Raw genomic sequence first — 22370 nt, forward strand, 5'->3', positions numbered from 1 at the left:
GCGCCAGCTAGCAGTTTAGGATCTAACGCCAAGCCTGCCAGTGGCCATTCAACCTTTGCTTCAACTGAGTTGTATTTCTACAACATATTGATATCGAAACAGCGCCATGAATTAACGACTGGCATTCTTCGCAAACGCCGTGAGCTCCTGGTAAAGCCAGACGTTGGCAGGCGCGTTGGCGTAGAGGGTGTGCTGGATCAGCGTCATGGTCAATTCGGGAAGCTCGTCCGGCGGCGCCACCATGCGCACGGGCAGCATAGCGACGAAGCGCTCGGCTATTTGGCGCGGCAAGGTGATGATCGCATCGGTCAGCGCGACGACCCGTGCGGCGGCGATGTAATTGAGGTTCTTCGAAATCACGCGACGCGTCAGCCCGTGCTCAGCCAGGCAGTTTTCGATACGGCTGGGCAACAGGCCGCTGATGTCGGCGAGCTCGACGTGGAGCTGGCGGGCAAATGCCTCCAGCGCCAGCGCGTCCCCCACGTGAGGGTTGTGCTGGGCCGCCAGACACACCAGCTCTTCGTGCATCCAGGGCGTTTGCACCACGCCATTGGGCAGCGATGACTGGCTGTCCAAGCCAACCACCATATCCACCTGGCGCTGCTCTAACGCCTCACTCAGCACCTCCGGCGTAATCAGCTCGATGTAAAAACTGATGCCGGGCGCATAGCCCAACAGCTGGCTAAGAAACGCCGGATACATGACCTCTTCGAAGTAGTCGGTGGTCGCCAGCGTAAAGCGCCGGGTGCTGGTGTCGGGCGCGAACGTGGCGGGTGGAGCCAAGCCCGCTTGCAGCGCCGCCAGCGCCTGCTGCACCACCGGCAGCAGCGCCATGGCGCGGGGCGTCGGCTGCAGGCCCTGCTCGGTGCGCACCAACAGCGGATCGTCGAGCGCTTCTCTCAGGCGCTTCAGCGCATGGCTGAGCGCGGGCTGGCTGAGATGGAGCTTTTCGGCGGCACGGGTGACGTGGCGCTCGCGCATGAGCATCTCGAAGACCAGCAGCAAGTTCAGGTCAAAATGGCGGAGCGACCGCATAGCGCCTCACTATTCATATGATGAATGATTTCATTCTAAACATTCATTTCATTCATCGCGAAAAATTCCTTATCGTCGCGCTTCTTCGAGCCCACCACCTTTTCCAGACACACGACGATAGGAGAACCCATTAGGTGACCCCAGCGCAGATCATGCCCAGCCTGTTTGGTGATGTTATCTCCACGTTCATGGGCGTACCCAAAGCCACCGACCCGAACGCCACCGATGCCGAGGTGGTGGTCAGCGGCGTGCCGTTCGACCTCGCATGCTCCGGCCGTTCCGGCACCCGTATGGGGCCGAACGCCATTCGCCAAAGCACCGCCAACCTGATTTGGGAAGGCAAGCGCTGGCCGTGGGATTTCGCGTTGGAAGATCGCCTGCGGGTATGCGATGCCGGTAACCTGGACTACGCCTACGGTGAACCGGAAAGCCTGGTGGATAACCTGGAAAGCCACGCCATGCGCTGGTTGAAAGCGGGCAAGAAAATGTTGACGCTGGGCGGCGACCACTACATCAGCCTGCCGCTGCTGCGCGCTCACGCCCGCGAGCACGGCCCGCTGGCATTGATTCACTTTGATGCCCACACCGACACCTACGAGCAAGGCACGCGCTTCGATCACGGCACCATTTTCCACCATGCCCTCAAAGAAGGCTTGGTCGTGCCGGAGCACTCGCTGCAAATCGGTATTCGTACCAGCTATGACCGGAGCAACCACCCCTACGAAGTGCTGGATGCCGATTGGGTCAACGACCACGGCCCGGCGGCGGTGCTGGAGCGCATTCGTGCGCGAGTGGGTCACCACCCGGCGTATGTCACGCTGGATATCGACGGCCTAGACCCCGCCTTCGCACCGGGCACCGGCACGCCGGTATGCGGCGGCATGTCCACCGACCTGATGCTGAAAGTGATGCGCGGTATGGTGGGGATGGAGCTGGTGGGCATGGATCTCGTGGAAGTTAACCCGGCCTACGACCACGGCGACATTACCTCGCTGGCCGCCGCGACGCTGGGCTTGGAGTTTCTCTATACGCTGGCAGCGTCCAAGTCAGCCTAAGCGCAGGGTCACGTCGATGACCAGCAGCAGCGCGAGCGCCCCGACGGCGGGCCAGGGGCTTTTCAAAACGACGCCAAACAGGGTGAGCGGAATCAACACGGTCAGCGCTGCCAGCACGTGCGGCAGCGCTGCCGTGCCGCTCGTCCACATACTGCCAATGACGATCAATCCCAACAGCCCTAAACAGAGCCCCAGCCACACGCCGCGTTGCCGATTCGGTGATGGCACTGCGTTCGTCTCTTTTCGTTATGTTGGGCGTGAGTATGTGCGTTTAATATGCAGACCACTGTTGTACGATAACGTCGCTCGCATGCTGTACGATTTCAGGGATATGATGCCCTCCTTCTTGGCTAAGCTGTAGCCTACTCTCTCCCATTTGGATGATGTTGGTGTGGTTTGCGTTACCCGTCTGCTGCAGGTTCGCAGTGTTGCTGTTGCCATATTGTTGTATATCCGCTGTATTGAAATTACCAAACTGCCCAACCGCTGTTAGGTTGTCATTACCATGCTGAGTAAGCGACATCGCGTTTTCCAAGCCTTGTTGACTTACAAAAGCTTGATTACGCTCCCCTGTTTGGTCAATTAGCATCCAATTCGCATATCCAGACTGTAAAGCTGGGCCATCATCAAGACCAAGAATCGTATGATGGTCGCCTAGCTGTTGGAACTGTGCACGACTGCTATCACCCTCTTGGTAGAGCGATGCCTTCAAGCCAGTGCCTTCCTGTATCATCCGGGCATTATGGTTGTCTCCGACCTGTTCGATATATGCCAGATGGGTATCGGCCTGCGCCACGACACTTGCCATAATAAAAAGGAGTGTACTGGCTATCATCTGTGTCTTGGGGCTCATCGGCACTCTCCTCACCCAACAACCTCCGCGCTACGCTACGGGAGGAACATGAGCCCCTCCCGTAGTGGCGAATGCGATATTGCCACCGCCTTTTTGCGTCTTTTAATACTGTACTTGAGTACCCGTATTGTTATTGCCCGTTTGCATCATCGTCGCGGTATTGCTGGATTGATACTGAGAAATAGAGCCAGTGTTGCCATTGCCCGTTTGTGTGAGCGTCGCCACGTGGTAAGAACCCTCTTGGCCTACAGTGGCTGTATTACCGTCGCCATACTGACTTACGTAAGCCGAGTTATCGAGACCATCCTGCATAACGGTCGAGACGTTGCTGTCACCTTGCTGGTACTGCTCTGACACGTTCCCATAGCCCGCCTGGTCAGCCGTTGCCTCATTCCAGTCGCCCACTTGTTCTTGCGTAGCCGTATTACCATACGTAACGTCAGGGACGAACCACCCGGCATCGCTCACCTGAGTAATGCTGGCCATATTGGAATCACCAACCTGAGTTTGCCCAGCGGTATTAAGTGACGTCACAGCCAAAGTGAAAGCTCCTTCTGCGCTGGAGTTCTGCTCAATCATCGCATCGTTATCGTTACCCGTTTGCGATTGCGTGGCCGTATTGAAGGAGGTGATTGCGCCTGTCAAAAAGCCAGTCGCATCACTATTTTGTTGGATAGACGCATCATTACTATCGCCTATCTGGTCTTGTTCAGCCGTATTATTGAAGGAGGCAGCCGCACCAGAGCCTATCTGTTCAATGTCCGCTACGTTTGCGTTACCGTCTTGCTGTTGATCTGCGGTGTTGAGATTACCTTGCTGCATAATGTCAGCGAGGTTGTCATCTGCAAAAGCCGCACCTGAAACCGCGGTGAAGGCTGCTGCGATGCTGGCTGCCATTAGTGACTTGTTAAATTTCATGATACACCTCACCATTGTAGTGTCCCTTGGGACTTGGATTTGGTTACGGCCTATGCCGCAACCAGCCTGGGTGTGACGGGGTACATCCCGCCAAGGTGGTCCGTCACGCCCAATTCTTTAGCTCCAGCGGTTTGTTGACTGCCTGTTGCGAGACCGCCAGAGGTGAGCCGAGCCATCACCTTTACATGGCCATGCTAGCCATAGCGTTACTTGTTGGGCCTTAGAACTTATTGCACCAACTCGCCTTGCCTATCACGATAGGCGGCCAGGGCTGCCGCCCCCTCTGCCGCGTTAGCGAAACTCCATAGCCCCCGTTCAGAGCCCTCCATAATCATGGCATGGACGGCTTGCTCAACCGCCTCACGCAGGGCGACTAAACGTGGTTCGTTACGAGAAAAGCCGGCTTCCAATTCGAGAATTTCATCGGCATCCACGAAGCGAAATACATCGCCTTGAGCTTGTACCGAATAAATGCGTTTTGAGGCCACCACCGTTCTCCATACTTCACCGGTTTGACTACTAATCGCTCGTAGAAACACAGTGATCACGTCCTCACGGTATCTAGAACTCGCGCCAATACCGAGAAAGCGTGCGCCTGCTCCGCCGGTCAGCGTATTGGTGTCGTAACCGATAATGCCGCCCTCTAAAATGACGCCCGCATAGAGCAGCGGAGATGGCGGAGGGAGCGGGTTACCGTTTGCATCCGCAAAGCTTTGCCGCTGGTCTCGAATAATCTGCCGCTCAGTTAGCACACTGGAAAGCCGGTTACGCTCTAACACCCTAAACCACCTACCCCCGCCTGCGTCCTGGAGAGCGCGAATGAGGACTGCCGCCCCGCCTTGGGAAACTGCCTTTGAATAGTGGGGCGCCCCGGCTTCCGTTTCGCGATGCTGCCCGGTCATATCAGGAAAATCATAAACAGCAGCGACAACGGGCTCAGGTGGAAGCGGAAGTGTGGCCAAACTTGGCGTCGTACGAGTCTCAGGAGTGAAGGGCTGCAAACGTTGTGGAGAGGCACACCCGGCAAGTGCAACGGTCAGCGCCAATACCAGCATGAGATTTGGTGTCAGTGGCAATTTCGTCATGTCGACGTCCTGTTCGTACTTGGCTGAATAATCAAGGCCGCCAAGCGGCTCACTGGGCGCTGCTGCTTTTTATCATTACTGCACTTGTAGTGTTGGAACGGTCACTTCCGTTTGGCTGCCATCTGTGGTGTTCTCGATCACAAGATGAACGCCCTCGAGGCCACGACTGAAGGAAATCACCTGCTCACCGAAAACAATGCGGCCCTCTTCAGCAGCGTTCTCACCAAAAATGGCTTCATTAACTTGCTGTGAAAGACTGCTCAGCATGCGACTCTGGAGTTGACGTACGAACTGGTCTGCAGGGCTATTGCTATACCGAGAGGCTGCCGATGAGCCGGTCTCTTTGTGTTTATTCTGTCGTTCGGCCAGGCCAATCAGGTGGGCTGAATTGAACGCATCGCCACCGAAGGAGGGGTTATTAGGGCGATATACATAATCAGAGCTTTTAGCGCTTACTCCCCAAACACTGCTCACAGCACCTAAGAAAATAAGCCAAGCAAGCCGCCTGTTGAACCTTTTTGTACATTTAACGTTCACATAAGCCCCCTATAGTTCGTCGGTTTTTACACTAACCTCTAGTACAACAACATCATGAGATAATCGAAGCAGCATCAATGCTTCACATAATGATGACGTTATTATTAATAGAGAGCCTTCAAAACAACCATGCAACAAATAACTAAAAAATATCCACCCACTCCCATAACATCTAGAAGCGCTTCTGCATCTTTGTTTTGCTATGTTGATTTTGGTTATTTTGAGGATTTTAACTATAAGGTTAACTTACTATTCTAGCCGTGCATTTTAGCCACACGGAAAAAAGCCTGAATAACCAGAAAAACAATATGTCAACATGACGCGCCTAGTCACCTAAACGTACAGCCAAGTATTGCATACACTCTACCCGTGACTATTTAATTCAGTTGACTAAACTGCAGCGCTGCCAAATGGCGATAAAGATCGCTGTGCTCCATCAGCGTCGCATGCGTGCCTGATGCCACTAGCCGTCCTTCTTGAAACACGAGGATTCGATCCGCATGCACCACAGTGGCCAAACGGTGGGCAATCACGATGCTGGTTCGCCCCTGCATCAAACGGTCGAGGGCTTTCTGCACCAGCCGTTCGCTTTCGGCGTCCAGCGCGCTGGTGGCTTCGTCCAGCAGCAGTATCGCGGGATCTTTCAACAATGCGCGGGCAATGGCCAGCCGTTGGCGCTGTCCGCCCGAGAGCTGCACCCCACCCGGCCCCAGCGGCGTGTCGAACCCTTGTGGCAGCGCCTCGATGAACGCTAATGCGTTGGCATCCTGCGCGGCTTGCCGAAGCTGTGGCTCGGTGGCTTCTGGGCAGCCGTAGCGCAGGTTATCCGCCACCGTGACACTGAACAGCACCGGTGACTGGGCCACCAGCCCCAGCGCGCCGCGCAGCTCACCAAGCGCCAGGGTGCGAATATCGACCCCGTCTAGCATGACCTGTCCTTGGTCCGGATCGTAAAAACGCAGCAGCAGCGCCAGCAGCGTGCTTTTTCCCGCTCCGGAAGGCCCCACCACCGCGACCCGCTCGCCGGGATGAATATGCAGATCGATCGCGTCCAAGGCAGGCAGCTCGCGGCCAGGGTACGTGAAGCGAACCTTCGCTAGCGTTAGCGCCCCTTGCAGTGGCTGAGCTAACGTTACTGGCTGCGTCGGCGACCTGATGGTGGGGGGCGTATCGAGTAACTCCAGCAAGCGCTCGGCCGCCCCAGCCGCCCGCTGCACATCCCCTGCCACCTCCGCCAATGTCGCGACGGCCCCCGCAGCCAGCACGGCATAAAAGATAAACGCGGACAGCTCTCCTGCGCTCATGCTCCCTTCCAGCACCGAAAGACCGCCTTGCCACAGCATCACGCCTACAGCGCTGAACACCACCAGCATGGCCACCCCGGTTAGCCACGCCCGCTGGCGGGTACGCGCCACGGCGCTACCAAAAGCTCGCTCGACGCGCTGGCCGTAGTAGCGTCGTTCCGACGTTTCGTGGGTGAAGGCTTGCACGGTTTGCAGGCCGCTGAGCACCTCGTCGGCGTAGCGCCCCAATTCCGCCACGTGGTTTTGGCTAGTACGCGATAGCTGCCGCACCCGTCGGCCGTACCAGACGATGGGCAGTAGCGTCGCAGGAATACCTACCAGCACCAGCGCCGAGAGCCAGGGCTGAGTCAGCAGCATCAGCACGACCGCACCGACCAGCATGACGCCATTGCGTAGCGCCAAGGAAATCGACGAGCCAAACAGGCTCTGCAGCACGCTCGTATCCGCCGTGAGCCGCGAGGCAATGTCACCGGCGGCACGCCCGTCGTGAGCGCTTTCGAAAAAGCTGGGTTCCAACGTCAGTAGATGCTCGAACACGTGCTGGCGCAGATCTGCCGCTAGGCGCTCACCGATCCAGGTCACTTGGTAATAGCGTAGCGCCGAGGCGGCCGCCAGCAGTGCCACGACACCGAGCATTAGCCCTAGCGTCGTGGCAAGCGCCTGAGCATCGGCCGCCAAAAAGCCTTGGTCGATGACGCGTTTCAGCCCATGCCCCAGCAGCAGCACGCTGCCCGACGCAATGAGTAGCGCACACCCCGCCAGCGCTACGCGCAGCCGGTAAGGGCGCAAAAAGTGCAGCAGCCGAAGAAGCGTGCGTCGATTGGCGGGTGAAGACATAAGCGGTCAGGGTCTCTGTGATCGGCAGCCGTTAGCGTTGTCTGGATAGCGTACGCGCCCGCCATGCTGTACATTAATTATACGAAAAGATAATCAAGCAACAGTGGTGTACTAAATACAGGAGGAAAGAGCCATGCTGAACCTCGTATCGCTTTGGCTAACGGCTATTTTATTTGGCGGAATGAGCCTGTTCTCCTTTGGCTTGGCGGCCTTTTTGCTGTCCGTTTTGCCGAACGACACCGCCAGGGCCACACTTCGACGCGCTTTTCCTCCTTTTTATCTGTTCGTGCTCGTCGTCTCCATGTTAACGGCCCTACTGATGTGGCGTATCGACTATGTGTCGTCGATTCTCATGGCGACCATTGCGCTGTCGGTGATACCTACACGGCAAGCGCTCATGCCTGCCATCAATCGCGCCACTGACTCAGGCCAGCATGCACGCTTCAAGCGACTTCACGGGCTATCGGTGGCCATTGGCCTGGCACACATCGCGCTCAGTGGCTACGTATTGGCGAGGTTCGTTTGAGCGCTGGTATCACCGGGCTCGGTGGTCACGCTCTCCTCGTAAGGCTCGCCATTTTCATCGAGCAGCTGCTGATCGTAAGCGGCTTGAAGCCCCGTGTCCTCCTCGCTGTCTAGTAGCGCGGGCGTCTCTTCGGTCAAGTAATCGATATGGCCAGGATAAAGAGGCGACAAAAGCGCAATGAACACGCCCGCCACGCAAAAGAGCGAAAACGCATTCGCGTAGCCTAGTTGGTCGACCAAAGCCCCTATCACGGGTGATCCAATGGCTTGGCCTAACGCACACGCCATGAACGGCAAAACAGGCCCTAGGGAAAGCCGACCTGGCAAGAGACGAATACCGGTCATCAGGTAAAGCCCTGTCAGACTCATATAGGCCCCGCCGAATATCAGCGCAGAGAACATGGCCAAGCCCAGCTGATTGGGGCTAGCGGCCAGCAGCACCAAGCTCGCTGAGAGCATCATCAGCATCAGCGCTTGGGTAATCGGTGGGTTATTGCGATCGGCTAGATCGCTCACCACGGCGCCTCCCAAACCTGCCACGCCTGCGGCAAACCATAGCCAGCCGGTCAAGTGCCCCGATAAGCCGCCCAACGACACCAGAAGATCTGGTGCAAACAGCCAGTACGGCGCTGCCACGAAGCCCATGGCAAATGCAAAGAGTGCCAGGCGTACCAGGCGAGACCACTGCTGGCGCGAGAGAGGCTCCGGTGGTGCAGCGTCGGCGGGCACCACACGAGAGACCGAAGGAATGAAGAGCCAAGCCGCTAACACGCCCAGGCCTGCAAGAACGGCAAAGGCGGCATACGTCACGCGCCATGCATCCGAAAGAAATACGACGGTCGGCACCGCCACGATGATACCGATACTCGTCCCCGCATTCATGATCGAACTGACGCGCCCATGCATGGTACGACTCACCAAGGCCTGCATGGCTGCCGTTAGCGCAGGCATCATCAAGCCCGTGCACACCCCGCAGATAAATACCCCTACGCCGAGCAGCGAGGCACTACCGGCCTGACTAATCACCGCTAGGCCAGCCACGCCCAGCGTTCCGGAGAGCATGGCTAGATATCGAGCGCCTAACCAGTCGGCCGCCATGGGCGCCATCAGCGTGGCCAGCACAAAGCTCAAAAAGGGCAACGCCCCAATGACGCCGATCATCGCGGGCGTGATCGACAGCTCCGTACTGATGGAGGGCACAAAGAGACCAAAGGCGAAACGTGCCAGCCCGTAACTGATCGCCACCAGCGCAGCACCAAAGAGAGCAAAGCCCATGTTCGATAAGGTTTTCATACACTGCACTCCGCCGCCGCGCTTCGCCTAAAGGTAATGTCCATGGGCATCGTGCAGGCAACACGCGTGATGAGCAATGCATGCCTTCCTTCATTGAATAAAACCATGCTTAGCTCGCTTAATCACACCCAATACTACGTTTTGTTCGAATTCCCATCTCCGACATTCATCAGCGCCTCCCCTGCGAACATCGTTGCTTTGAAAGCAACAAACACATCTCTTTTGGCACTCGTTCCTGCCCGCCAAGTCGCTTAGCGTTACCGATGCCCACAACGACACAGACAACGGCAAGGACAGGACATGCATTCATCCCCCTTTTTCACCCAGCCACAAATTGAAGACGCGGTGGCCGTGCGCCATCAACTTCACCAGCATCCAGAGCTCAAATTCGAGGAAACCGACACGGCCAAACGGGTGGCCGAACGGCTGACGTCACTGGGCTATAAGGTCACCGAAGGCATTGCTACCACCGGCGTACTGGCCGAGCTGGACACCGGCCGTAAAGGCCCTGTGATTGCCTTTCGGGCCGATATGGATGCGCTGCCGATCAAAGAAGCCAACGGCTTTGCGCACCGCTCCCAACGAGAAGGGCTGATGCACGCCTGCGGCCACGATGGACACACAGCGACGCTGCTGCTCGCCGCTGAAGCGATTATCGCCCAGCGCGATCAGCTCTGCGGCTACATCAAACTGCTGTTTCAGCCAGGAGAAGAGGGTGGAAACGGGGCCGATAAGATGGTCAAAGCGGGCGTGCTCCAAAACCCGCAGGTAGACGCGATTTTTGGCTACCACAACCGCCCTGGCTTTCCCGAAGGGCAGCTGTTCGTCAAACCAGGCTCCGCCATGGGCGGTAACGACACCTTCAAAATCACCATTGAAGGCGTCTCCGGCCACGCAGCCATGCCGCATTTAGCAGTCGACCCGATCTATGTTGGCGCGTCTCTCGTTCAGCAGCTGCAAGGGCTGGTGGGCCGCCATAAATCACCGTTGGAAGCAGGCGTGATTACCGTCGCGGCGTTTCATGCTGGCGGCGCCGCCAACGTGATTCCAGGCCAAGCAGAGCTGCTGGTCAACATCCGCAGCGACCGGGAAAGCTCCCGCGCCGCGCTGGTCGGCAAGCTGGAACAGGTCGTGAACGGGGTGTGTTCCGCCCACGGCGCGCGCTTCCAACTAGAGCATCAGCACCAGATCCCTCCGCTCGTGAACGACGCCGCTTGGTCAGAACGCGTGCTGGCGATTGCCGCCGAGCACGGCGTCAGCGCCGATATTCAGCAGTTGGACTACATGCCCACCATGGGCGCCGAGGATTTTGCGTTCTACCTGCAAGAAGTACCGGGGTGTTTCTTCTTTGTGGGGAACGGCGACAGCGCCTATCTGCACAACGAACGCTACGACTTCAACGATGCCATTCTGCCCGTTGCAGGCGGCATGTTCGTGGCGCTCGCCACCTCACTGCTCAAGCGCGACTAACAGCGCTCGCCGCCACGCACGTGGCCTAACAACGTTCAACAACAAGGCTTAAAATAAGGAAACTGTCATGCAAGGTGTTCTCGCATCCATCGAACGGGTAGGCAACAAGCTGCCGCACCCGTTTATCCTATTCGCGATCTTGGCCGCGCTGGTGGTGGTCATTTCCGCCATGTTAGCGGCGCTAGGCGTCTCGGCGATCAACCCACAAACCGAGGCTGAAGTGACCGTTCGCAGCCTGCTCTCGGCGGATGGTGTGGAGTTCATGCTGACCAGCGTGGTCAGTAACTTCGTCAACTTCCCGCCGCTGGGGCTGATTTTGGTGGTGATGTTCGGCATTGGGCTGGCCGATAAAGTAGGTCTGATGTCCACGCTGATGCAGGTGAGCGTCGCCAAAGCGCCGCCCTCGCTGCTGACGTTTTGCGTATTTATGGCGGGTATTTGCGGCAGCATTGCTTCCGATGCCAACTACCTCATCCTGATCCCGCTGGCCGCGATGGTCTACTACTCAGTGGGCAGGCATCCCGTGGCGGGGGCCGCCGCTGCTTACGCAGCCGCCGGGGCTGGGTTTGATGCCAGCCTGTTCATTACCGTGGGCGATGCGCTGTTTGCGGGTATCACGACCGATGCTGCTCGGCTGGTGGATCCAGATGCCTACATTTCGCCCGTGGATAACTACTACTTCGTGGCCTGCTCGGTCTTCGTGCTAGCGGCCGTCGGCACCCTGCTGGTCGATAAAGTGGTGGAGCCGCGGCTGCAGCGCACGCTCCCCATGGGTAAAGATTTCAAAACCGAGGTGGTCACGCCGACGCTGACGGAAGTCGAAAAGCGCGGCCTCAAGCGCGTAGGACTGGCAACGCTGGCCTACATTGCCCTGGTGCTGCTGGTAGTGCTGCCCGAAGCCTCGCCGCTGCGCAACGAGGACGGCGGTTTGATTCCTTCGCCGTTTCTGCGCTCGCTCGTGCCGCTGATGTTTATCTACTTCGTCACCATTGGGTTGGTGTACGGCATCACCACCGGCAAGATTACCCGCAGCCGCGACGTGCCCCAGCGTATGGCGGAATCGGCCAGCGACCTCGCCCCTACTCTGGTGCTGTTCTTCGCGATTTCGCAGTTCATTGCCTACTTCCGCTGGTCGGAGCTTGGCCAGTTCATTGCCATCGAAGGTTCGAACGTGCTGCAAAGCACCGGCTTTACAGGACTTCCCCTCGTGGGGGCGTTCATCGCCATGAGCGCGGTGCTGAACGTCTTCATGACCAGCGGCTCGGCGCAGTGGGCGCTCATGGCCCCGGTGTTCGTGCCCATGCTGATGATGATCGACTTCGACCCCGCCTTCGTGCTGGCGATGTTCCGTATTGGGGATTCCAGCACCAACATCATTTCGCCCATGAGCCCCTACTTTTCGGTAGCACTGGTGTACATGCAGCGCTACAAACCGGACATGGGTCTGGGCACGCTGATCGCCACCATGCTGCCCCTTGCCATGGGCTTCTTGCTGGCGTGGTCGGCGTTTCTGATGTTCTGGCTGATGATGGGTTGGCCGATTGGCCCCGGTGTTTACATGATGGCGAGCTAGGGTCAATATGAAAAGTTGGTGAGCGCAGGCAATTTTCAGACAGAGCCTAACGCTACTGCATCGCCATCATTAGCTTCCATAAATAGTCGGCAGCGGGCGAGAGCCTTCTGCCGACACGCTTGACCAAGTTGCCCTGGCTGCTGGCCGCCATGGGGTGATCGATCGGGATCGCCTTCAACAGCCCCGCCTCGATCTCGCTGCGTGCAGCGGCCGCCGTCATGAACGACACCCCAATCCCCGCGCTCGCCATACGCCGCGAGACGGAGTGCAAATTACAGCGGTATGCGGGGGTGGCAGGCTGCCCCGCCGCGCCCAATAGCGCATTCACGAACTGCTGAGAGCCCGACACGTCGGGCAGAAAAATTAGCTTATGCTGCAGCAGTTCCGCCACGCTCACCCGCTCATGGTTGGCCAACGCATGGGAAGGTGCCACGAGCGCACACAGCGGCCCCCTTTCAAACGAGTGCACCACCAAGCGTGGGTCGGAGATCGGTCCATAGGTGATGGCAATGTCGACCTCGTCGTTGGCCACCATCTCATGGGGTTCGCGAGGGTAGTAAATGCCGGTTTTGATCTCGATAAGCACATCTGGGTAGTGCTCAGAGACCCGCTTCATCACATGGTTGATAAAGCTATCCACAAAGCCATCGCCCACCGACACCACCACTTTCCCGGCCTGCAAGTTACGTAGCCGCGACAGCGTATCGCCCAGCTCAGAGTTCAGCCGCCGCTGGGCCAAAAAGCCATCCACCACCAGCTGACCCGCCTCAGTGAGCATGACATGCCGCCCCTGACGCTCCAGCAGTGCCATGCCCAGCGCCTGCTCCAACGAGCGGATCTGCCGGCTCACCACCGACGGGTTGGTATGCAAATGCTCCGCCGCCGCGCGAATACCGCCGCAGCTGCTGACCTCCAAGAGATAGAAGGCGCGTTTGTCGAGTAGGGTCATGGAGGCTTCATCCAGAGCGTGGTGCACTCAAAGCGTGCTAACGATTGACGAACATCCTAGCGGTTGCGCGCGAACGGTCAATTCGATGAAGGCCATGGGGATAAAAAACGGCTGGGCGCGTCATGTAGCGTGCTTGCCGAGCCAGTCTATGCATGTGTAATAACGATCGCCCTGGCACCGCGACACGGCCCAGGGCGAGAAAGGCTGTCAAACGAGCACTGCGTTAGCGGGTGCTAGGTTGACGCGCGGCCAGCAGTTTGGGTATCCACCAGGGCAGCACCAGTAGCAGCACCGCGGCCACCCAGAGCCCTAAGGAAATGCCCGATTGCCATAGGATCCCGACGTCGCCACCGCTAATGGAGAGGGCACGGCGCAGGTTCTGCTCCATCAGTCCGCCCAGCACGTAGCCCAGGATGACGGGAGCCAACGAGAAACCCAGCTTACGCAGCAGATAGCCAAACACGCCGATCAACAGCATCAAATAGATGGCGAAGAGGTCGGAGTGAAGCTGATACACCCCAACGAACGCCAAAATGGCAATGGCGGGCACGAGCACCCAACGCGGAATGGTCAGCACCCGAGCGAAGACACCGGCCAGTGGCAGGTTGAGCATCAGCAAGACGATGTTGCCAATGTACAGAGACGCGATCAGCCCTCCGGCCACTTCAGGACGTTCGGTAAACATCATCGGGCCCGGCGTGATGTTGTAGAGCATCAGCGCACCGAGCAGGACCGCCGTCGTACCCGACCCCGGGATGCCCAAGGTCAGCATGGGTACGAACGAACCTACCGCCGCAGCATTGTTGGCCGATTCCGGCGCTGCCAGCCCGCGCATGTCGCCGGTGCCGAAGGTGTTATCTTTATCGGAGAGGCGCTTTTCCGTGGTGTAAGAGACGGCCCCTGCCACCGACGCGCCGGTGCCCGGCAGCACGCCGATGATGAAGCCGATCAATCCCGAGCGGATGATGGCTCCTTTACACCACAACACCTCTTTGAGACGGACGAAAACGCGCCCCAGCACCGGCAGCTCGCCGTCGTCACCCTGACGCTGCGAGTGCTCCAGCATCAGCAGAATTTCACTAATGGCGAATAAGCCGATGATCATCACGACGAAATCGATCCCGTCGTAAAGCTCGGGCATACCGAAGGTGTAACGCAGTACACCGCTGCCCGAGTCGATGCCGACGGTGCCAATCAGAATGCCGAGGACGGCGCCAATCGCCGTTTTGATGGGGTCTTTGCCCATCATCACCGACATGGACGAAAACGCGAAGACCATGAGGGCAAAAAACTCTGCCGGGCCGAACAGCACGGCCACCTTGGCCAGCAGCGGCGCAAAGAGCGTCAACCCTAGAATGGCAATGGTCGCGCCAATGAAGGAGCTCACGGCGGACAACCCCAGCGCTGGGCCTGCCAGCCCTCGCTGCGCCAGCGGAAAGCCATCCAAGGTAGTCATCACCGCACCGGCGTCACCCGGGACGTTGAGCAAAATACTCGACATGCGGCCGCCGTATTCGGCGCCGGTGTAGACCGCGGCCAGTAAGATCAATGAAGACTCGGCGGGTAACCCTAGCGTGTAGGCCAGCGGCATGAGAATCGCAATGCCGTTGATGGGGCCAATGCCTGGCAAGGCGCCAAACAGCGTGCCCAGCAGGGCACCCAGCAACGCCAAGCCTAGATTGAGTGGGGTTAGCGCAACGCCAAACCCCTCGATAAGGAAATCGAACATCGTAGCAACCCGTTAAAGAAAGGAGGCGAACCAGTAGCCGGTGGGCAGGCTGATCCCGAGAGCAGTGGTGAACAGAAAATAACCGACCACCGACATGAGGACGCCGGTCATCAGGGCTTTCACCCAAGAGGCGCCGAATAGCCTTGCCAGCGCCGTGACCGCCAGTAGCGATGAGACGATGAATCCCAGTTGCGTGAACAGCACGGCATAGGCCAACAGCAGCGCCAGTACCAGGAGTAGCCGAAGGGCCAACGTTTTATGGGGCCATTCCCCATCCGGCCCCGGCCTAAAGACCATGACCAGTGCGAGCAGTGCCAACACGATGGCGAGCACGATCGGAAAGGCCTTGGGACCCACGGGTTCGTAGCTAAAGGTGGTTTTTAGCTGCATGGCCTGGACGGCGATGAACGCCGCCAGACCTATGAGCGCAATACCCAGCATTCGGTCGGCGGAGGTTCTCATTGGGTCAGACCTACTTCTGCGGCTAAACCTTGGAACTCAGCGACCTGTTCTTGGACGTAGCGATCGAAGTCGTCACCGAACCGCGCCATGGGGAACAAACCTCGCGCCTCACGCAGCTCGGCGAAGACCGGGTCTTCCGCCAGTTGCTGCATGCGCTCCACCCACGCCTGGTACGCTTCATCACTGACCTCTGGCCCCATGTAGTACCCCCGCCAGATGGGCCACTCCACGTCATAGCCCTGTTCGGCAGCGGTCGGAATCTCTGCATAGGGCCCCTCCATACGCTCTTCGGAGAGCGCCGCCAACACGCGGATGGTGCCGCCCTCGAGCTGTGACCTCAGTTCGGACAGATCACCGGTGAACACCTGAATATGGTTACCTAACAAGGCGGCCAGCGCCTCACCACCGCCCTCGAAGGCCACGTAGCGCAGGTCTCTAGGCGACATATCGCCGGATTTCGCAATCAGCGCTGCCTTCATCCAGTCCTGGCTACCCACGGTGCCACCGGCACCGAAAGCAATCTCGTTCGGGTTCTCTTTCAGGTCCGCCATGAGGTCGCCAAGGTTCTGCCAGGGCGCATCGGCGCTGACGACGATCGCGCCGTAATCAACGCCCAAGGCCCCTAGCCAGCGCACTTCATCGGCGTCGTACTCGCCAAACTTGCCCAGCGCCAGGTTCACCGCCGCACCGGTGCTGGCCGCCACGATAAGACCGGGGTCATCCGTGCGCACGCCGTTGACATGGTTATACGCCACCGCCCCGATGCCGCCGGGCATGTAGCTCACCATCATGGGACGACTGATCAAGGCCGTCTCTTGCAGGCCGTTCGCCGCCAAGCGACACGTCAAATCGTAGCCACCGCCGGGTTTGGCAGGTGCGATACACTCGGTCGCGTCGGGGATGGCTTGAGCGTGTGCCTGGCCCATCAGCAGAGCACTACTCATCAGGGCGAGACGAGAGGCGTGGCGTAGCGTAGCGTTGAGCTTCATGACGAACTCCTATTGTTTTATGGTACGCGGGAGCAGGAAAGCCCGAACCCGTTCATACTGGAATGACCAGCGCCATGTTAGGCAGGCAACCTTTCATCAACCTGTCATTTACTTGATCACCTCCTGAGACTTTAGTCATATGCGTCTAATCATCGTCGAAGACGATCCGATGATCGCCCGCTCGCTGGATCACGCGTTATCTCCGCTGGGCAATAGCGTCGACGCCTTCTCACGGCTAAAGGATGCACGTGCGGCGCTCCGCCATGACCGCTTCGATCTCCTGCTGCTTGATTTGGGCCTGCCCGATGGCAACGGGCTGGAGCTGCTGAGCGAGTTACGTGAGCGTGGCGATAAAACCCCCGTACTGATCCTGACGGCCAGAGACGGCATCGAAGATCGCGTCAAGGGGCTTGATCTAGGCGCCGACGACTACCTGGCCAAGCCGTTTTCATTGGCGGAGCTCGAAGCGCGCGTACGCGCACTGCTGCGCCGCAGCCAGCAGCGCAGCGATAATCGTCTGATGCTAGGACCGCTGTGCCTCGACCCAATGGCGGGCACGGCCACACTCGACGGGGTCACGCTTGCCCTGCCCCGCCGCGAGCGACGCCTGCTCGAAGGGCTCTTGCTGCACGCTGGCAGTATTGCCCCACGGGAGATGCTGGAAAGTCGCGTGTTCAGCTTTGGTGATGTCGGCTCTAATGCACTGGAGGTGTACGTTAGCCGGTTACGTAAGCGCCTTCAGGGCAGCGGTTTGCACATCCGCACGTTTCGTGGCCTCGGCTATCGGCTCGAGGAAGCGCCGACGTGACCCAGGTCGTAGGTTCGTTGAAGGCGCGTTTGGCGATTTGGCTGCTGGTCATGGTCTCGGGGCTAGGGGCACTGCTCTTGATGGAGGCCTATGGCGCCTCTCAGCGTGCCGCCGAACGCGCTTTCGATAGCCAGCTGGCCGCCGCCGCGCTGACGGTGGCCGATGCGATTCAGTGGGAAGGCCGCGACCCTGTCGTCAGCATTCCCCTCGCTGCGCTGCAGATTCTCGCCACCGCCCATCAGGAGCGGGTTTTCTACACCGTGCTCGATCACGATGGGCGACGCATTTCGTATAACCTCGACATCGTCATTCCCGAGGCCGATCAGGCCGCGGCAGCGGACGCCCCGATTTGGCGGGACACGACCCAGGCTGGCACGCGGTGGCGGCTGCATGGGCGTGAATACGACTCGGCTGGCTGGGACATTCAGGACCCGGTACAGATATGGGTCGGTCATACGACCGAAGGTCGACGCGTCTTGACCCATGAACTCTTCGAGCGCGCGATCCTCCGCTTCGTCGCCATGGTGCTGCTGGCCGCTCTCTTGATGCTGCTGGCGATGCGCGTGGCGCTAACCCCGATGCGCCAGCTACGCCATCGTCTGCGCCAACGTCAGGCCGACGACATGCGCCCCCTCGATATGCAGGTTCCGGAAGAGCTGCGCGAGATGGTCGAGGCATTGGATACTCTGTTCAGCCGACAGCGCAAGAGTCGCGACAATTTACTCCGCTTTACGGCCGACGCCAGCCATCAGCTCAAAACGCCGCTGGCCGGCCTACAAAGCACCAGCGAACTGGCGCTGCAGAGTCATGCTCCCGACGTGTGGTATCAGGCGCTTGTCGATGTCCACGAGGGTGCCCAGCGTACCAGCCGTCTAGCCGGACAGCTGCTCAGCCTGGCGCGACTTCGTCACATGGAGGAGGCAGAAGAGAGTCAGCCGCTCGACCTGGGGGCGCTGCTCCGCGACAGCGTGCTCGAGTGGGCCCAGCGCGACATGGCGGCTCAGCATGATCTTGGGCTCGCAGAGCTGCCTAGTGAGCCGATGGTCGTGCAGGGGCAAGCCTGGGCGCTGCGCGAACTGCTGGGTAATCTCATCGATAACGCGCTGCGCTATACGCCGCCGGGCAGCGAAATCACGCTAGGCCTTTACGCCAACGACGATGGGCTCGTGCTGTACATCGACGACAATGGCCCTGGGGTGGACGCCGAGGTTCGCCATCGACTGCGGCAACCCTTCGAGCGCGGCGGACGCCAGGATACTCACGGCTCGGGATTGGGCCTTGCCATTGTGGATAACATTGCACAGCGCCACGCGGCCACGCTCGAGATCAAAGAGCGCCTCCCCCAAGGGCTACGCATCGAGGTGCACTTTCAACCGTCAGTTCAACCGTTAGAGGAGCTAGCGTGATGCAGCGTGTATGGGTAGTGGCGTTACTGATAGGGGGCTCGCTCGCGTCCTTGCCCAGCCTGGCCGTCACGCCACTCGTGGTCGAAGCCGCCTTGGATCGGCAGGTGGTCGCACCGCTGCTGGCCACTTTCGAGCAGGCCCACCCGGGCATCGAGCTGAGCTACCGTGACAGGAGCACCTTGGAAGTGGACCGCTTAGTCGTGGCGGCCGACCCGCCGCCCGATGTGGTGATCAGCTCCGCCATGCCTTGGCAGATGAACCGCATCAATCAAGGCTACGCCCAACGGCTGGACTCCGAGCTGGCCAACGAGTGGCCCGAATGGGCGAAATGGCGTAATGAGGTGTTTGGGTTTACCTTCGAGCCGATCGTCATGGCCTACCGGCTCGATCTAGCGCGCCATATGCTGCCGCCGCACACCCATGCGGATTTACAGCGCCTACTGGAGACCCAGCGCGATACGTTGCAAGGCAGGGTCACCACCTATTCGCCGTCCGAGAGCGGGATCGGCTACACGCTCTTTCAGCAAGATGCGCGCTATACCGAGCGATTTTGGGACCTGGTCACCGCGCTTGGCGCAAACGATGCGCACCTCGCTCCCAATACCCGAACGATGCTCGAAGGGCTATCGGAAGGACGCTACTGGCTGGGCTATAACCTGCTGGGTTCCTACGCCATGGTGTGGGCCCAAGAGCATCCCGAAGTGATCGTTCAGGTTCCCCAGGATTACGCCTTGGTGGTAATGCGCACCGGCTTCATCCACCGTGATGCGCCCAACCCTCGCGCCGCCCAAGCCTTCATGAACTTTCTGCTCAGCCGTGATGGCCAGCGGGTGCTCGCAGCACAAACCCCGCTGTTCAGCGTCCGCCCCGACATCATAGGACCCTATACGGCGCAGCGCCTTCGCGACCAAGTCGGCGACCGCCTCTACCCCATTCCGCTCAACGCCTCGGTGCTGGCTTTCGTCGATCCCCAACGCCGCCAAGCGTTCATGGCGCGCTGGGCGCGTGAGTTCGACCGCTCTTGGCGTGAGGGGGATCAGTGATGACTGCTAATGGAAGCCCAGCGTCCGCTATGGTGGTACTCAAGGCGGGTCATATTTTGAGGTAAATAAAAAAGTTCTCTGAATACCTGACATCGGCCCATGGGTTCGTTGGGCGCCAGACGGACAACTCAACTAACTGTAATAACGCCACATTGTGCCAAGTGCCCTACCTTATGCGATACGCTTCCCGCGACCATACCGCCTAAATCACTGAGTCCGCGACTACCCATCACGATCACGTCGACGCCTTCGCGCCTTGATACTTCCAATATGATATCGACAGGCCTGCCTTGTTCGATCATTGTCTCGATATTGCGGATGCCTTTCGCTTTAGCAAACGTTTCGGCTTCTTCAAGCAGTGCCTCGCCCGCTGACGCCAAGTGTTCGGACGTTGCATCACTTGCAAGCACGCCGACACCCCAGATCAGCTTGGTAGTGTTACCAACCACCTCAGGAATATGCAGCACGTAAACCTTCGTACTGTTTTGCTCTGACAATTTGCACGCCACGGACAGCGCATGCTGTGAGTGTACAGAACCATCGATAGGCACCAAAATCTTGGTATACATAACATCTCCGACATTGACTAAAGTATGAGAAATATCCTTCAGCAAAACTGATAGCTTATACTTTTTAGGTATTTTGAGCGCTCTGCCAGAAAGATTAATTATAGCTAGAAAATGCCATTTCCATTGGCATTTCTCCAATATCTTTCGGACAGAAAGCCATACCCAGGAGGTATAATGGAGCTACGCCATCTTAGATACTTCTGCGTGGTTGCCGAAGAGCTAAACTTCACGTCTGCCGCAGAGCGGCTCCATATGTCGCAACCTCCGCTTTCTCGTCAGATCAAGCAGTTGGAGCAAGAGGTAGGCACGGAACTGTTCGAGCGCAGTTCACGAGGCCTACAGCTCACCCCATCAGGCATTTTCTTTCAACAACACGCCATACAAATATTAGAAAAAGTCGATGTTACGGTGGAGGCTACTCGCCATATGGCGCGCCATAAACGTCAGCTATTTGGGATTGGCTTTGTGCCTTCGGTTTTCTATGGGCAGTTGCCCACGCTCGTGCGTGATTTAAGACAAATGGACAATGTCGAGCTATCGTTAGCGGAGCTGACGACGGTGCAGCAAATTCAGGCTTTGAAAGCCGGGCGGATCGATATGGGGTTTGGCCGTATCAGAATCGACGACCCCGATGTGGAGCAGGACATTCTTTTCGAGGAGCCCATTATCGCGGCGTTACCCAGCGGCCACCCGCTCGAAGGAACGACCCCCAGCTGTGAAGAGCTTGCCCGCTACCCCCTCATTCTCTTTCCCGCCAAACCACGCCCGAGCTTAGCCGACATGGTACTTGGCATTTTTCGTAGGCGAGGCTTGAAGGTTCAGGTCTTTCAAGAAGCGAACGAGGTGCAAACGGCACTCAGCCTCGTCGCTTCTGGCATTGGCATCACGCTCGTACCGGAACAAGTCAAGCGTGTGCAGCGAGATGGCATCACCTATGTCTATTTAGCGGATAGCAGTATCACTTCCCCCGTTATCTGTAGCCGTCGCCGTGGTGAAAAGCCATCTCACGTCATGCAAACGGCCAATGCCATTTTGGATGTGCTAGTCGATAACCGACGCTCGGGACGGTATCCGTAGCCTCACACGCATCGATCGCACTAGGGACGGAGCACGACGACCGGGCACGGCGCTTCATGAACGACCTCGTGACTGACGCTGCCTGCCACTACCTGAGAAAGGCCGCTGCGGCCATGGGTCGTCATCGCCAGCATGGTATGGTGACTATCTGCTAGGTAGCTCACGATAGACGCCGCTGGGTCGCCATGAAGCACCTCCCAGTCAACCTCCAGTGCTTGGTCTTTTCCAACGCGGCGCGCCAACCCCGATAAATACGCCGACTCCGAGACATCGGCGGGGGCCAACGATGTCGGTTTGTTGAACGTTGGGGTATCGAGTACTTGTAGCAGCTGTAAGCGCGCGCCTAATCGTTTGGCTAGTTCGGCCGCATGGGGCAGCATTTTTTCAGAGAGTGCAGACCCATCGACACATACCGCCAATACATCGACGTGCTGGTGAGCGCGACCACTATAACGTGGTCCGCATAAAAAAACGGGCCGTCGAGAACGCCGAACCACGCCAGCCGTCACGCTTCCGATCAGCATTTCCGGCACCGGGCGACGTCCATGAGCCATCATGCATACCCCCACCTCCTCCCGATTGGCCAGCGCTCCCAGGTAGTCCTTGACGCTGTGATGAGCAATCACTTCCAGCGCCATATCGTCGACACGTTGCGCCTTGAGGCGTGCTTTTAGCAGCGCCGAACGTGAACTGACGTCTGCTTGTTCGAGCACCACGGAGACGGCCTTCATCTCTACGCCCAGCTGCGACGCGAGGCGTCGACCAAATTCGATGGAGGTCACCGCTCCTTCACTGTCATCAATAGCCACGACGATCGTCTTCATCATTCCTCTCCAGTGACGGTGTCAGCCGC

General features: G+C 58.5%; 23 protein-coding genes. 9 read left to right on the forward strand and 14 right to left on the reverse strand.

The features are described 5' to 3' along the window. Positions 1 to 111: 111 nt before the first annotated feature. Positions 112 to 1035, reverse strand: a complete 924-nt coding sequence (locus MHM85_RS08720) for a LysR family transcriptional regulator (protein ID WP_239285731.1) — start codon at positions 1033 to 1035, stop codon at positions 112 to 114. Between the two features lie 152 nt (positions 1036 to 1187). Here MHM85_RS08720 and speB point away from each other — a divergent pair, with 152 nt between their 5' ends. Next, positions 1188 to 2090, forward strand: coding sequence for an agmatinase (gene speB / locus MHM85_RS08725; protein ID WP_153843121.1), 903 nt, complete (start codon positions 1188 to 1190; stop codon positions 2088 to 2090). Here speB and MHM85_RS08730 read toward each other — a convergent pair. The 6 genes from MHM85_RS08730 to MHM85_RS08755 all read right to left on the reverse strand — a co-directional run bounded on the left by MHM85_RS08730 (position 2082) and on the right by MHM85_RS08755 (position 7624). Beyond that, on the reverse strand, positions 2082 to 2318 hold the full coding sequence (locus MHM85_RS08730; protein ID WP_153842933.1) for a hypothetical protein: 237 nt from the start codon (positions 2316 to 2318) through the stop codon (positions 2082 to 2084). The two genes, speB and MHM85_RS08730, sit on opposite strands and share 9 nt — an antisense overlap. A 43-nt stretch (positions 2319 to 2361) precedes the next feature. Further along, positions 2362 to 2943, reverse strand: a complete 582-nt coding sequence (locus MHM85_RS08735) for a hypothetical protein (protein WP_153842932.1) — start codon at positions 2941 to 2943, stop codon at positions 2362 to 2364. Between the two features lie 102 nt (positions 2944 to 3045). After that, a complete protein-coding gene (locus MHM85_RS08740; protein ID WP_168444474.1) occupies positions 3046 to 3861 on the reverse strand; it encodes a hypothetical protein in 816 nt (271 codons plus the stop codon). Between the two features lie 227 nt (positions 3862 to 4088). After that, on the reverse strand, positions 4089 to 4946 hold the full coding sequence (locus tag MHM85_RS08745; RefSeq protein ID WP_153842930.1) for a CsgG/HfaB family protein: 858 nt from the start codon (positions 4944 to 4946) through the stop codon (positions 4089 to 4091). 75 nt (positions 4947 to 5021) lie between these two features. Further along, positions 5022 to 5483: a curli assembly protein CsgF gene (locus tag MHM85_RS08750; RefSeq protein WP_196781567.1), complete on the reverse strand. Its 462-nt coding sequence runs from the start codon at positions 5481 to 5483 to the stop codon at positions 5022 to 5024. Between the two features lie 377 nt (positions 5484 to 5860). Further along, positions 5861 to 7624 (reverse strand): ABC transporter transmembrane domain-containing protein, encoded by a 1764-nt coding sequence (locus tag MHM85_RS08755; protein WP_239285733.1) that lies wholly within the window; start codon positions 7622 to 7624, stop codon positions 5861 to 5863. Positions 7625 to 7757: 133 nt separating this feature from the next. Between MHM85_RS08755 and MHM85_RS08760 the strand changes: the two genes are divergently transcribed. Continuing rightward, positions 7758 to 8150, forward strand: coding sequence for a DUF4149 domain-containing protein (locus MHM85_RS08760; protein WP_153842928.1), 393 nt, complete (start codon positions 7758 to 7760; stop codon positions 8148 to 8150). Here MHM85_RS08760 and MHM85_RS08765 read toward each other — a convergent pair. After that, the gene (locus MHM85_RS08765; RefSeq protein ID WP_153842927.1) at positions 8126 to 9442 is read right to left on the reverse strand and encodes an MFS transporter; all 1317 of its coding nucleotides are present in this window, start codon (positions 9440 to 9442) and stop codon (positions 8126 to 8128) included. The genes MHM85_RS08760 and MHM85_RS08765 overlap by 25 nt on opposite strands. Positions 9443 to 9484: 42 nt before the next feature. Here MHM85_RS08765 and MHM85_RS08770 point away from each other — a divergent pair, with 42 nt between their 5' ends. From MHM85_RS08770 to MHM85_RS08780, 3 genes are all read left to right on the forward strand, one after another. Continuing rightward, positions 9485 to 9697, forward strand: coding sequence for a hypothetical protein (locus MHM85_RS08770; RefSeq protein ID WP_153842926.1), 213 nt, complete (start codon positions 9485 to 9487; stop codon positions 9695 to 9697). Positions 9698 to 9742: 45 nt separating this feature from the next. Further along, positions 9743 to 10912, forward strand: coding sequence for an amidohydrolase (locus MHM85_RS08775; protein WP_153842925.1), 1170 nt, complete (start codon positions 9743 to 9745; stop codon positions 10910 to 10912). A gap of 67 nt (positions 10913 to 10979) precedes the next feature. After that, positions 10980 to 12485, forward strand: a complete 1506-nt coding sequence (locus MHM85_RS08780; RefSeq protein WP_239285735.1) for an AbgT family transporter — start codon at positions 10980 to 10982, stop codon at positions 12483 to 12485. A gap of 52 nt (positions 12486 to 12537) precedes the next feature. Here the strand turns inward: MHM85_RS08780 and MHM85_RS08785 are convergent, their stop codons facing one another. The 4 genes from MHM85_RS08785 to MHM85_RS08800 form a co-directional block, all read right to left on the reverse strand. Beyond that, entirely contained in the window at positions 12538 to 13434 is an 897-nt protein-coding gene (locus MHM85_RS08785; RefSeq protein WP_139525910.1) for a LysR family transcriptional regulator, read from the reverse strand. 223 nt (positions 13435 to 13657) lie between these two features. Continuing rightward, entirely contained in the window at positions 13658 to 15163 is a 1506-nt protein-coding gene (locus MHM85_RS08790) for a tripartite tricarboxylate transporter permease (RefSeq protein WP_239285737.1), read from the reverse strand. 12 nt (positions 15164 to 15175) lie between these two features. Next, positions 15176 to 15625, reverse strand: coding sequence for a tripartite tricarboxylate transporter TctB family protein (locus tag MHM85_RS08795; RefSeq protein WP_219862147.1), 450 nt, complete (start codon positions 15623 to 15625; stop codon positions 15176 to 15178). Further along, entirely contained in the window at positions 15622 to 16614 is a 993-nt protein-coding gene (locus MHM85_RS08800; protein WP_044630600.1) for a tripartite tricarboxylate transporter substrate binding protein, read from the reverse strand. The genes MHM85_RS08795 and MHM85_RS08800 overlap by 4 nt, the downstream gene beginning before the upstream one ends. A 139-nt stretch (positions 16615 to 16753) precedes the next feature. On the opposite strand from MHM85_RS08800, the gene MHM85_RS08805 reads away from it, so the two are divergent. The 3 genes from MHM85_RS08805 to MHM85_RS08815 are packed head-to-tail and all read left to right on the forward strand — an operon-like array spanning position 16754 to position 19871. Further along, a complete protein-coding gene (locus MHM85_RS08805) occupies positions 16754 to 17422 on the forward strand; it encodes a response regulator (protein ID WP_139525914.1) in 669 nt (222 codons plus the stop codon). After that, the gene (locus MHM85_RS08810) at positions 17419 to 18828 is read left to right on the forward strand and encodes a sensor histidine kinase (RefSeq protein WP_139525915.1); all 1410 of its coding nucleotides are present in this window, start codon (positions 17419 to 17421) and stop codon (positions 18826 to 18828) included. The genes MHM85_RS08805 and MHM85_RS08810 overlap by 4 nt, the downstream gene beginning before the upstream one ends. Further along, on the forward strand, positions 18828 to 19871 hold the full coding sequence (locus tag MHM85_RS08815; protein ID WP_139525916.1) for an ABC transporter substrate-binding protein: 1044 nt from the start codon (positions 18828 to 18830) through the stop codon (positions 19869 to 19871). The genes MHM85_RS08810 and MHM85_RS08815 overlap by 1 nt, the downstream gene beginning before the upstream one ends. A gap of 128 nt (positions 19872 to 19999) precedes the next feature. On the opposite strand, the gene MHM85_RS08820 is transcribed toward MHM85_RS08815, so the two are convergent. Beyond that, on the reverse strand, positions 20000 to 20440 hold the full coding sequence (locus MHM85_RS08820; protein ID WP_139525917.1) for a universal stress protein: 441 nt from the start codon (positions 20438 to 20440) through the stop codon (positions 20000 to 20002). A gap of 174 nt (positions 20441 to 20614) precedes the next feature. Between MHM85_RS08820 and MHM85_RS08825 the strand changes: the two genes are divergently transcribed. Further along, positions 20615 to 21517, forward strand: a complete 903-nt coding sequence (locus tag MHM85_RS08825; RefSeq protein ID WP_096921917.1) for a LysR family transcriptional regulator — start codon at positions 20615 to 20617, stop codon at positions 21515 to 21517. Between the two features lie 20 nt (positions 21518 to 21537). Here MHM85_RS08825 and MHM85_RS08830 read toward each other — a convergent pair whose 3' ends face one another. Then, positions 21538 to 22344, reverse strand: coding sequence for a universal stress protein (locus tag MHM85_RS08830; RefSeq protein ID WP_139525918.1), 807 nt, complete (start codon positions 22342 to 22344; stop codon positions 21538 to 21540). Between the last annotated feature and the right edge of the window lie 26 nt (positions 22345 to 22370).

Origin of the sequence: Halomonas sp. McD50-4, assembly GCF_022348135.1 — a bacterium.
Classification (GTDB): Bacteria; Pseudomonadota; Gammaproteobacteria; order Pseudomonadales; family Halomonadaceae; genus Vreelandella; species Vreelandella piezotolerans.